Origin of the sequence: Flavobacterium sp. UGB4466, assembly GCF_903469665.1 — a bacterium.
Lineage (GTDB): Bacteria > Bacteroidota > Bacteroidia > Flavobacteriales > Flavobacteriaceae > Flavobacterium > Flavobacterium lipolyticum.
This window is the reverse complement of record NZ_CAGKLC010000110.1, coordinates 1-13,050: the sequence shown is the minus strand read 5'-3', so window position 1 is coordinate 13,050 and position 13,050 is coordinate 1. Positions and strand designations below refer to the sequence as shown.

Sequence of the window (13,050 nt, the reverse complement as noted above, 5' to 3'; positions counted from 1 at the left end):
GTATTATAAATAGGTAATTAAACTGATTTGGTATTCCGAACGCAAGTATATAGAAATTGTTTTCGGCTGTGTGGTTTATCGCTAAAACAAATCCAATGAAAGTAAACAAACCTAATATAGAGGTGATTATAATAAGGGATTTCAAAATTTTATCGGCCGTTTTCTCTTCTCTTTTTCTAATTAGTACATAACCAAAAATAAAAATGGAAAGTAAGGCGATAATCAAAGCGGTGAAAAAAGGCGCAAAAAAGAGCCAATTAAACTCGTTTAGACTATTGGCAAAATTCGAAATTCCTCCACTGATTTTTATATTGGTCACAAAATGAACTTTATTATCGGTATCAAATTCCCTGGTATTAGGTCTTTGAAACGGATTTTTTATAAATTCTTCGGCGATTTGAACTCCTACTAATGAGAACCCTGGTGTATGACCTGAAATTGGAGCGTTTACCAAAAATGCTTTTTTAAACCTGTCAACGGTAATTTTACCATTTAAGGCAGGTGTTATCGGATCAAATGCTCCGGCAAATACTAATACGGGGATGGTTAATTTGGACAGATTGGATAAATTAACCAAGGCAGGCTGTTTATTTACTCCTAAATTCCATTTATCACATACTACGAAATCTGATTTGTAAAAGGAAAGTCCTCCTTGTAATTCTTTATAATTACGTGCATTTTTATTAAATTCTGAAATCGAATTGTTTGGCACAGCTTCATTACAGCTCACACAATAATATTGCCCGTAATCTAAGCCTAAAGCTCCTGAAAAAGCTGCTACTAATGAGCTTAAAGTACTTTTGTTTCCTTTATTAAATTCGGTAATTAATAATGGAAGTACTTCTATGAGTCTTTTTTGATAAAGTGACTGTTGAATTGCAATTTTAAAATCTTCTGCATTATAAGTAAACTTCCCACTCGAAATTATTCTTTGATCGACGTTAACGGTGATAGGTTTTTTTTCCAGTTTTTTGATGGTTTCATAGTAAGCAGCCTGAAGATTAGGATATTGCTGATTACAATTTGGGTCTTCCTCACAGGCACTAAAAACCTTTTTAAGACTGCTCATATAATTCTCTGTATTGCGATTGTAATATTGAGAAATATCTGAAATGGAAGAATCCAGTGTTAATGTTTTAATGTCTTCAGGGAAATCATTTGCATAAACTTGTGCAGTATAAGTACCGTACGAAACCCCGTAAACATTCCATTTATCATATTTCAGAGCGTTCTTTAAGGCCTTTAAATCTTTTACGATAGAGCTGCTGTTATAAGCGCTTATATCGATATTTCTGTTGAGTAAATCTTGTTTACATTCTAATGATGCAATCGTTTTTTGCTGTTCGTCCTGTGTACTGTTTTGATTTTTTGCTAATATTTCTAAGAATTTTTTCCCCAGGTCCGGACAGAATTTTGGCAGGGAGCGTCCAGTTCCTCTCACATCAAACAAGACAATGTCGCTGTTTTTCCTTAACGGATGGTCTAACCAAGCCCATATTCCTTCAATACCACCTGATCCTGGTCCTCCATCGATGTATACGACCGGGTTTGCGTCTTTACTTTTTGAGATGCTTTTTAAGACAGCCACAGCAATTTTTACTGTTTTTCCTGTTGGTTTATCCCAGTTTTCAGGAACCGTTAAAAATGCCCATTCTATATTTTCTTTGGAGAGATTTTGATCTTCGGGAAAAAAGGTCTTTACTTTCTCTAACGCAAAAGCTTTTGTTTGAGCAAATACAAGGTTTGGTACAATCAATAGTAACAAAAACAGACTTATTATTTTTTTCATTTTGGTTGAATTAAATTGTTAGGTTTATAATATGATTCTTTTCAGGTAAATTTTTGTGGCATCTGTTTTTAAAGAGATGTGGCATTTGTAGTTTTTATCTATTTTTACTTCGCTTAAGTAATATTTTTCTCCGTTGATTTCGGTTCTATTATCTAAGACTTCAAATGATTTCAATGGAACGATCAGACCATGTCCCTGAGCTTTTAGAACAGCTTCTTTCTGTGTCCAATACTCAAAAAAAGCCTCTTTTTTATTGTCAGACAGGACGATCTTGTTCCATTCTATTTCTGTCATTTGCGATTTAAAATCAGCTGTTTCAATATCGGTCATGATCTCCACATCGATACCAACTTCATGCTGGTCGCTTAAGGCGCAAACTACAATATCTCCCGAATGTGAAATATTAAAAAGAACCAGATTATCTTCAAAATAGGGTTTGTTATAAAGAGTTTGCATGATCTCTTTCGCATCAGGCTTTTGCTTATAAGTTTCCTCGATTCCCTTAAACAAGAGTATCCGCCCTAAAAGTGATAATTGTGCATCTTGCCATCTTCGATAACGCTTAATTTTATCCTGATAATCGGCCGGAAATTTCGGTAAATCATTCTGCAGCAAACTCTGATGTTTTTCTTCAGACAGATAGGAGTAATAAATATGTATCAAAAGTATTTGGTTTTTAATCGTTAAAAACGCTTAAAAATTAAAGTCAAAATCGGTTTCCTGAAGTTTCGCTGTATTCACTAAAGGATACTCAATTTCTGCTACTTTAACTGAAGGGTTCTCTATTATTTGAGACCACAAATTTTTAAAAGTGGCCAGAAGAAATTGTATGCTGATTTCTTCATATTTATTCTTATCGTAGGCAACGGAGACTTTTAGAGTATTGGCGCTTTCAAAAAAATTAAACAATAAAGGAAATCTGCTGTAATTGGTATCAGAAGTCACATATTTTAATTCGGCATGATCCATTTTAATCGTTTCCTGAAAAGAAAAATCGGGATTCTGATAGCTTACTAAAACATCAAACAGCGTTTCTTTTTTAAGTTGTGATGGAAAATCCTGATGCGTATTTAGTAAGAGAACGTCTTCCTGAACTTGTTTTAAGAGGTCTAAAAAAACGATGTCTTCATTTAACCGAACACGAAGCGGCAGCGTTTTTACAAACATTCCTATCATTGTCGCAATATCAGCATTGTTTCTTCCCGCATTAACGGTTCCAATTACAATGTCATTGTGGTCGTTAATTTTATGAATGAGCACATTTAAAAGCAAAATAATCGTATTATAAAGTGTACTTTTTTGTTCCTGAGCGAATTTTTTTAATGCTTTAGTATCCTCAATGGTAAACTCATCATCATAATACGCTCCATTTTGCAATGGTCCGTTTTGATTAAAATCTCTATGGATCGTTTCTTTGATAATGTACCCCTCCAAATATCTTTGCCAAAAATCGAAAGTGGTTTTGTCGTCATTTTCAGAAGCTAACCATGCTGTATAGTCTTTAAACTGAATACCTGAGTTTTTAATTAAGGAATCAGCATGATTGTATTTTTGAATAAATTCTTTGGTAAAAAACTCTAATGAAACTCCATCCATAATAATATGATGGGTGCAAAAAACCAATGATGATGTTGTCTCGCCCGTTTGTACGAGCAGCATTCTTACCAATACATCATGTTCTAAATCAAACGGTGTTTCTATGTATCGCTGAATAGTCTGCTCTTTTTGTTCGTTATCAATCTGCAGCTGAGTGATCTTAAAATCGATATCCTCTTGTTTCCCTATTTTTTGAAAAACAGCGCCTTTGCTTTCCACAAAATTGGTACGGAGAATTTCATTTTCAAAAATTAACTGAGACATCGCATTGTTGATTTTATCCGGAAATACGGTCCCATTAATTTCAAAAACGGCTACCATATTATAAGCAATCGATTTTTGCCGATCCTGACATGCTACCCATAATTCTTGCTGTGAAGGTGTTATTGCAAAATCAGTTTTTAGAGTTGTAAATGGTATACCCTGTTTGTCATTGGGTTTTAAAGTCACTAAATAATCAGCCATTAATCTGATCGTGGGATAATCGAAAACCGTTTTAAGACTAACGTCGTACCAAAGATTTTTTGCTATTGATCCCGCAAGTTTAACTGCGTTTAGAGAATGTCCGCCAAGTGCAAAGAAATTGTCATTGGCACTGATTTCTTTTTTACTGTTTAAAATTTCTTTCCAATAGGTTGCCAATTTTTTCTCTACCTCAGAATCTGGTGCTTTAAAATCATCGTTTGCTGTATGATGTTCAATGGCCCTTTGCGCTAAGTTCTTACGGTCAATTTTTTGATTTGGTGTTAGCGGAAACTCCTCTAAAAGAACAATTGTACTTGGAATCATATAGTATGGAAGGTTCCTTTTTAATGTCGCAACAATTTCTCTTGTATCTGTTATTTCTTCCGTTTTTACCACATAAGCTACTAAAAAAGCTTCCTGCTGGTTCCCTTTTTTTGCAATTACAACCGATTCTTTTATTCCGGAAATCTTATTCAAATGCGATTCGATGTCTCCCAGTTCAATTCGATATCCTCTAATTTTAACCTGATTATCGTTTCGTCCTAAAAATTCGATTTCTCCTTTGTCATTCCATCGGCCCACATCTCCGGTTTCGTATAATAAACCATTCGTCTGAAACGGATTTTTTATAAATTTTTCCTGAGTCAATGTGGTATTTTTATAATATCCTTTTGCCAGTCCATCCCCGGCTATATAAATTGCTCCGGGAGTTCCGATTGGTTTTGGACTCAAAAACGAATCCAGTATGTAAATTTGTGTGTTGTGTATTGGTTTTCCAATATTTGACGCCTCTTTCGCATGTTCCAGTTTTTTTAAACTCGACCAAATGGTGGTTTCCGTCGGACCGTACATGTTCCAGACTTCTAAACTATGACTGATTAACTTTTCGGCCAATGCTTCACTTAATAAATCTCCTCCACAAAGTACTTTCAAACGTTTGTCTCCGCTCCAATCGGCATTGAATAGCATTTGGTAAAAACTTGGTGTTGCCTGAATTATTGTGGGTTGAATCTCCTGAATTTTTTGGATAATAACCGTCGGATCGGCTAAAATTTCCTGATTTGCCATATATAAAGCAGCTCCCGACAATAGTGGCACAAAGAATTCTAAAATTGAAATATCAAAAGAGTAAGTTGTAACCGAAAATAATACATCGTTCGGCTTCACCCCCGGCTCCTGCTGCATACTGCTGAGGAAATTCAACAGGGATTGATGCCCTATTTCAACACCTTTCGGATTGCCTGTTGAACCTGAGGTGTAAAGGATGTACGCGGTATCATGAGGAGAAACTGTCAGGGATGGCTTTCCTTCTAATCCTGCGGCCTTTTCTAAGATTGTCTCTAAAGATAGTACCTGTACCTCATCGTCTGTATGCAACACATAACCTTTTTCATTGATAAGCAGTTTAATCTGGCTGTTTTCTATAATGTAATTCAATCGGTCCCCGGGGAATGAAGGATCTAGCGGAATATAAGCTCTGCCTGCTTTGAGTATCCCCAGTAACACAATGACAATATTGGCCGAACGTCCTAATAAAACGGCTATTGGTGATTTGTCCTCTTGTCCGTAATTGATCCTTAAGTATTCGGCTATCTGACCTGATAATTGATCCAGTTCGGCATAGGTGTAACTTCTATAATCGTCTTTTAGGGCTTCTTTTGTGCTAAACTTTATCACCTGATCCTGAAATACATCCAAAATTGTGTTCTCTTTCTGATAGTCAACTTTTGTGGTATTGAATGTTTCGACAACCTGGCGCTTTTCGTCTTCTCCCAGATAGTTTAGTTCTTTTAGAACTTGATCAGGAGCATCTAAAATGGCGTGAACTAAGTTTTCGAAGTGATGAACGACCTGTGTGATTTGTGTCTCTGTAAAATAATTCAAGTTGTAATCGAAGTCAATTTTTACATCCTCGTCTTCATCAAATTCTCTGATGTAAATGGCCAAAGCTACACGCTCAGATTTATGTGTGAGCGGAATTACCTGTGTGTGGGTATGAAGAAAATCATTAGAATAATTTTGTTTTTCGTAAGAAAGTGTAATATTGAACAGTCTCTCTTTTTCACTAAAAACCTGAAGCTCCTGAATTAACTTTCCTAACGGGAATCGCTGATGGCGATAATCATGTCTTAGGGTAGTTTTTATTTCTGCAATTAAATTCTCGAAAGTGGCGTTAAAATCAATCGAAATTCTTAAAGGAGACACTCCCATAAAAAGACCAACTGTTTTTTTGTAACTGGCTTTACTCCTGTTTAAAACCGGTAGTCCGATGGCAAAATCATTGTTCTGGTGTTTTCTTCCAAAATAAGCGTACAAGATAGCCAGAATGACATTAAAAGTAGAACATTTATAACGTATCGCTAACGAATTTAACTGATTGTATACCTCTCTTTTGACAATTAGCTCCTTGCGATCACTTTCATTGATCTGAATGTTATCTTCTAATTTATCAAACAGGTTCTGAGGTAAGGATTCAAACTTTTTAGTCCAGTAGATTTTGTCCTGATGGTACGATTCTGATTGCTGATAAACGGCATCATCAACTGCAAAGTCTTTGTAGCTAAAAGGATATACGGTTTGAATTTTCCCATGTTCGAGAATCTCATTGTAATTTTGCACCAATCTCTGAAACATTAACGACGTACCCCACCCATCGGTTATGATATGATGGTAAACGGAAAATAAATAATGGAAGTTTTCCTGAACTTTAACGAGGGTAAAAACATGCAAAAGATGCTCTCCAAATAAATCAAAAGGTTTTGCAAACTCTTCCTGCATATACACATTTGCTGCCTCGAAAGGTTCTCCTGAGTGAGAAAAATCAACAAATCCCAAAGCTGAATTATGATCTTCTACAATTTTAATCCGAACATTTTCGTGCTTGCTGGTAAGTATACTTCTATACGAATCGTGCTGATCAATTAAAGCAATGTATGCTTTTTGAAATGCATCATGGTTTATTTGGCCTTTAATTTTAATCTTAGCCCCAATGTTATAGATGGGCTCATTGGGATATAATAACTGCTCGAAATAAACATCTTGCTGAGGAAGGGTGAGTTTCATTTTAAAATATTTTTACGCAATTAGAACTAAATGATATCTTGTTTCGCTTAATTTTTAGGAATTAAACAAATTGAATTTTCCAATCTGGATGCTACAGATATTTCGCTCCTCCGGAGCTTGTATTTGGTGTTGGATAATTTTGTTATAAATATTATGCTCCGCTGGAGCTATACCTGCCTTGCCCCTCTGGATGCTATAGATATTTCGCTCCTCCGGAGCTTGTATTTGGTGTTGGATAATTTTGCTATAAATATTATGCTCCGCTGGAGCATAATTTAAAATTCTATTTTCAGAATAAGACATAAACAAATAAATCAGCGTCAATCAGCGTTTTCGCTTTAGCGAATCTGTTTAATCCGTGTGCTATGTTTGCACACCTTATTATGCCCAGAAAAGCTCTTTACTGTATTCTTTTGATTTATCTACTTTTACCTCAGCATCAATTTTACCGTAATTAAATTTTATAATTCGATCTGCCAGGTGGAAATAAGCGTCATCATGTGTTACTGCAATGATTGTTTTACCTTCTGCTTTTAACTTTGGGATAAGTTCTTCGTAAAAAAACTTCCTGAAATAAGGATCCTGATCGGCGGCCCATTCGTCTAAAACCAGGATTGGTTTTTTCTCCATTAAAGCAAAAATCAAGGACATTCTTTTACTTTGTCCTTTAGAAAATTTTCTTCTGGCAGAACTTTCTTTATCATCTAAAATGACTTTGTCCAGCTTCATCATTTCTAATAACTCTTTGTATTCCGGATTGTTTTCAACGGTATATTCTTCATAATTATGAGAAAATATATGATCGTCGGTGAACACGGCTGCAATTAAATTTTGATTTTCCTGACCCGATTCTATTTCTTTTCCATTTAAAAGAATCCCTCCTTTAGAAGGTGTGTATAATCCAGTGAAGGTATTGATAAAAGTACTTTTTCCGGAACCGTTTCCACCAACAATAAAGATGGTCTCGCCTTCCTTAACTTCTAAGTTTATTGGTCCTAATGCAAAAGCACTGTCGTTGGAATCGCTATTGTATGAAAAATGTATGTCTTTGAATTCGATACTTTCAAAAGAAGTGTTGTCTATCGGCACTAGTTTTTTCACATCTTCATCTACTTCAAAGTCTTTCAAGAAATCCTTGATTCTTTTATTGGCCACGATAAAACGTGTATAGGTTTGCTGCAGATTGATCAGGTTATTTATGGGGCCTGAAATGAATAAAACAATTACTACATACGCTATCACATCAGACTGACTCAATAATCCCCATGACGGTAATACAAACAAAATAGTTGCGATAATGGCATATAAACCATATTGACTAATAAGATTTATAGACAAAAAGATATAACTAATTTTAAAGTCTAATTCACCCGCCTGATCCCGATTCGGAATTAAAAATCTATTCATTAAGTTTTCAGCTTTGAAAAAACTCAGTTTTAGTTTTTTAAATCCTTTCATAACATCGTCCACGTACTTATAATAATCGTCATTGTATTCTCTGAGACTGGTTACTTTTTTAGACATAGAGTTGATTACTACAAAATAGGAAGCGGCAACGGCTATAATCAATACTACCACAATAAGAGCAGAACTTACCGAGATGGTAAACATATAGATCAAACAAAGCACTAACATTAAAACAGAATTTACGGTATGGGTTACGGTATAAGGTAAAAGTCCAAATACCCGTAAATCTTCAACAACGGTAAAAAAACGCTGAGAACCTAAGTTTTCTAATTTTATCAGTGAGGTTTGAAGTATTTTTGAGAATATTGTTTTTTCGTTGTCGTATAACATTTTAAAGGAAAACTCATTGAGCCCTTTCTGAAAAATGATGTTTATCAGATAAGTATATACAACAATTGCAAAAAAAACCATTCCGGTATAATCCGTCATAAATGACTTGTTGCCTGACAAAGTGTTGTTTATAATGTACACTATTCCGAAACTAAGAATTGTATTTGGCAAAGCATAGGCTGCCAGAAGAATTGAATTTTTTAGTGATATTTTAAACATCTTAAAAGTTTTTGTTGTGGTTGATAAAGTCTTAAAGAGATGGTGTCCCTTTTTAAATTCGGATTCTGAAATTAACTTGAAAATTAAATTCTATTTTTTTAGATGCTAAGTCAAAATTAGCAACTAGAAAAGACAGATGATTATGATTTACTTGATTCTGTTTTTTTCGGTATCGATACTGTTATTTTCTCTCTCCTGAGTAGTCATCTTATCCCCAAAATTATAGGTAAACGATAGTCTGACCTGTCTCGTATTCCATAATGTTCTGAAGTCGGCATTTGCATTGACCAGATTATTAATTTGTCCTTTGGTGATATAGGTTCTGAAAATATCCATCCCTATTAATTTAAGAGAACTTCTGTTTGAAAGTTTTTTGCTGATTGTCACATCAAGAAACCAATAAGGATCCAGTGTAAATTGTGCTACATAAGCTTTCCCAACATAGCGTCCAAAAAGTTCTATATTGTAATCTCTTTTCAGTTTTACCTGCAATACGGGATCGATTCTAAAATTATAACCGTATGTATGCAGTTTACCTCCAAAGAAATCACTTTTGGTATCGGTATACGATACTTGTGCATTTCCGGTAAAAGTTAGCCATGGCGCAATATTAAATGTGGAACTAAGACTCAGATTGGTTACCTGAGTATTTCCAATGTTTCCGGGCATACTGTAATAGACATTGTTTATAATTTCTATAGTCTCCATGATCTGATCGTCAATTTTACTATAGGCAAGAGTAAAATTCAACAAGCTTTTGTATGCGTAAGAAGCTTCAACAGAATTTGTAATTGAAGGTTGCAGATAGGGATTTCCTTTGTAAAATGTCAATTTATCAACCTGAATAACCATAGGGTTAAGATCCTGATAAAATGGTCTGTCGATTCTTTTTCCGTAATTGATTCCTACTGTGTTATTGGCTAAAGAGTCGAGCTTATAAGACAGGTATAAGGTTGGAAATAAATTGTCGTACTTAGTTGTATTTTTTGTTCTCGGTTTTATTTCGTTTCCTAACTGATCTCCGACAATTTTTACACTTTCATAGCGGAGTCCTAACTGTACAGAAAGTCTGTCTAAAGTTGTGTTGGAGCTCACGTATAAAGCTGTTATTTTCTCGTTGTATAGAAATTTATTATTCTGATTTAAATTTGGCGTCGAAATATCATTTACGATATCGAAATACTCGCTCTTATTGTTGGTCTTGATATTACTGTATTTGAATCCGGTCTGCAGGTTTGTTTTTTTGGTCAGCTGATTGGAATAATCTGCTTTTCCTGAATAAATATTAACCTTAGAAGCTGCTCCTCCTACCAGCATATCGGAATAATTTTTGTTTGCATCCGGAAAAATGATCGAATTTTTAAATTCCTGATAGGGAAAAGAATCGTATAGTAAGTAATCTAAATTGGCACTCACATCGCTTTTTTCGTTAAGCTTGTGATTAATGTTCAGATTTATTCCGCTGTTTACCGATTTAGCATCTGAGCTGCCTAATGTTTTTACAATGGAATCTGTAGTTTGGTTTCTGTTATAAAGGTAATTCAAACTGTTATCAAGATCATTTCCATTCCAGATTGACGCATCTGCAGAGACTCCAATCACCGTATTTTTTGACAGATTATAGTCTGCTCCAAATCTTAGATTCGTTACTATAGCATCTCCTACATTATTGTTTTCCTGTTTGCTGTAGCTGCCTGTATCGGTATAGTTTCTGTTGATATAAAGATCCTGAAAGCGTTTTTTGTAACCTGCATTTCCATTCAGAAAGATATTGTAATTCTCCTTTTTTTTGTTCAAAGCAAACGTGGCATTGTATTCTGTAAATTTATGCTGTCTTAAGCCCAGAATAACACTTCCGTTTTCTCCTTCTTTTTTGCTCTTTTTTAATTTGATGTTTATCACTCCGCCATTTCCTGCTGCTTCATATTTCGCAGGCGGATTGGTCATGATTTCAATTTTGTCTATATTATCTGAAGCTAATCCGCTTAAATAGCTTTCAAGTTGGGCGCCTGACAGATAGGTTGGACGGTCATCGATAAAAATGGTCGCATTTGCTTTTCCATTCAGACTTACAACTCCCTGATCGCTTATACTGATTCCGGGAGCTTTCTTTAACAATTCTAAAGCGGTAATTCCTGAGTTAGATTCTAAAGCGTCAACATTTAAAATGGTACGATCGATTTTAGTCTCCACAAACTTTTTCTTTTTAAGTATTACGACTTCTTTTAAGCTTTCCTTTTTTGTGATTTTGAACAATTCTATCGGCAGTACTTCTTTTTGATTGTCTGTTTTAATGGTTATAATTCCTGTGCTAAACGTTTTGTAGTCGTCATGGGTAATTTTAATTTTATAGTTCCCGCTTTTCAGGTTTCTAAAATTAAATTCTCCTTTTGTTTCAGACAATTCGCTTTTTACTAATGTTTCCTGCTCCTCGTTCAACAAAAGAATGGTTGCAAAAATAACAGGCTCTTTATTTTCAGCATCAATAATGGTTCCTGAAATGGATGCTGCTGACACTTGTTTGTATATTTCGTTACCCGTTGCTTTTGAACTTTGTCCGTATACTGAATTGCCCAGAAAAACAAACACGCATAGTAAAGCGATATATTTTAAATGCATATAATTATACTTCATTATTTTTTTAATGTATTTAATAAGATTGCCTGTAAGGGATACAAGATGTAAACTCAAGCTCTTTTGAATTGATAAAATTTAAGAAATTTAAGGGATCGCAATATTTCAAGAATAGGATAATCACTCTGAATGGTAAAAGCAGGATGTATACTAAAGAAGAAAACTCATCTCATGATGAATTTTATTTTGCCTTGAAGTTTTTACAAATATTCCATTTCGCATGGTTTCCGATATATTTATTTTTATATCTCAATTGTACTTCCGGCTTCTGCTTCACTCCGTTTATTATAAACTCTTTGCTGTTGAGTATATAAGACAAACTGGTCGTATTGGCCGGTGCCAGCTTTTCTTTTACTATTTGATTGCTGATTGCTGCAATTAGCTTTTCGACATTATTTACATCAGCAGATTCCTTGATAGATTGTCCGGTAATTCCTGTAATCGTCAATTGATTTTCGGTCTGCTCTTTTTTGTTGTTTTGTGCCCTACTGCCAATTGAAATTAATAGTATCATAACAGCGGTAATCAGGGTTTTGGTTGTTTTCATAATTGGTTTGTTTTTTAGCAATGCTATTGTACATTATTATAATTAAGACTTGTACATTCCTTAAAACTAATATCAAAAATTTCTTTCAATTTATCACCATGGTCGAGTATAAAAAAATGGTTTCCTTTTAGTATGTAGGAGTTAAAACCGGAAAACGTGTGCTTTCTCCAATTGTTTATCCGATCTACATATTTCTCTGAGTTCCCCATTATGGCCACAATCGGAGCTTTTACAATGGCATTTTCAATAAAAAAATCTTCTTCTACTATTTTAAAATCAGCCTTAAGTATTGGTAATACAAAATCGAGCAGTTCTTTACTATTTAATAACTCATCCGGTATCCCACCCAATTCGGTAAGCATGCTGATGAAATCGTCACGCTCCAGCTCAGATCTGTTGTTTTCTGTTGCAATTCCGGGTCCGGCATTACCGCTTACGATCAAACATTGGGGCGGAGTGTTGTTTTTCTCTAATAAATCGGTCACTCCCAAACCCAGAGACGAACCTAAACTGTGCCCGTAAACGATAAACGGGCTCCCGTTAAGCTTATCGGTTATCTGTGAGAACAGGTCCTTAATAGCATCCGGATAGGAAGTCAATAGTTTTTCTTTGATTCTTTTTCCTCTTCCGGGAAGTTCCAGCGGTATCATTTCAAAATCGGTGCATAATGCTCTCAGAAACTCGAAGGAGTAGATACTGCCACCGGCGAAGTGTAATAAGAATAATTGCTTTTTATTCATCTGCTTTTTATAATTTGGTTAGTGAGAGCCTTCTTTAAAAAAATCAAAAGAAGGTCTCACATGGGTTATGCTGTTATGCCTCAATTTAAAATTAATCCGTTGGCTGGAAGCGTTTTAACACATAGAAACATAGATTTTGTAGACTTAAAAAAGGCGTTTCACTAGTTAAAAAGCACATAATATACTATGTGAAAGAAAGG

Annotated in this window: 7 protein-coding genes; all 7 read right to left on the bottom strand. The window is 34.8% G+C overall.

Annotated elements, in window-relative coordinates:
• A partial coding sequence (locus tag JO950_RS18840) for an alpha/beta fold hydrolase (protein WP_202704024.1) occupies positions 1 to 1,789 on the bottom strand: 1,789 nt, incomplete at its 3' end.
• A 24-nt stretch (positions 1,790 to 1,813) separates the two neighbouring features.
• Positions 1,814 to 2,452: a 4'-phosphopantetheinyl transferase superfamily protein gene (locus JO950_RS18835; protein ID WP_202704023.1), complete on the bottom strand. Its 639-nt coding sequence runs from the start codon at positions 2,450 to 2,452 to the stop codon at positions 1,814 to 1,816.
• Positions 2,453 to 2,482: 30 nt separating this feature from the next.
• Positions 2,483 to 6,913, bottom strand: coding sequence for a non-ribosomal peptide synthetase (locus JO950_RS18830; protein WP_202704022.1), 4,431 nt, complete (start codon positions 6,911 to 6,913; stop codon positions 2,483 to 2,485).
• A gap of 381 nt (positions 6,914 to 7,294) precedes the next feature.
• Positions 7,295 to 8,929 (bottom strand): cyclic peptide export ABC transporter, encoded by a 1,635-nt coding sequence (locus tag JO950_RS18825; RefSeq protein ID WP_202704021.1) that lies wholly within the window; start codon positions 8,927 to 8,929, stop codon positions 7,295 to 7,297.
• Between the two features lie 147 nt (positions 8,930 to 9,076).
• Positions 9,077 to 11,563 (bottom strand): TonB-dependent receptor, encoded by a 2,487-nt coding sequence (locus JO950_RS18820; protein ID WP_202704020.1) that lies wholly within the window; start codon positions 11,561 to 11,563, stop codon positions 9,077 to 9,079.
• Positions 11,564 to 11,744: 181 nt separating this feature from the next.
• The gene (locus JO950_RS18815) at positions 11,745 to 12,110 is read right to left on the bottom strand and encodes a hypothetical protein (protein ID WP_202704019.1); all 366 of its coding nucleotides are present in this window, start codon (positions 12,108 to 12,110) and stop codon (positions 11,745 to 11,747) included.
• A gap of 23 nt (positions 12,111 to 12,133) precedes the next feature.
• Positions 12,134 to 12,850, bottom strand: coding sequence for a thioesterase II family protein (locus tag JO950_RS18810; RefSeq protein WP_202704018.1), 717 nt, complete (start codon positions 12,848 to 12,850; stop codon positions 12,134 to 12,136).
• Positions 12,851 to 13,050 lie beyond the last annotated feature (200 nt).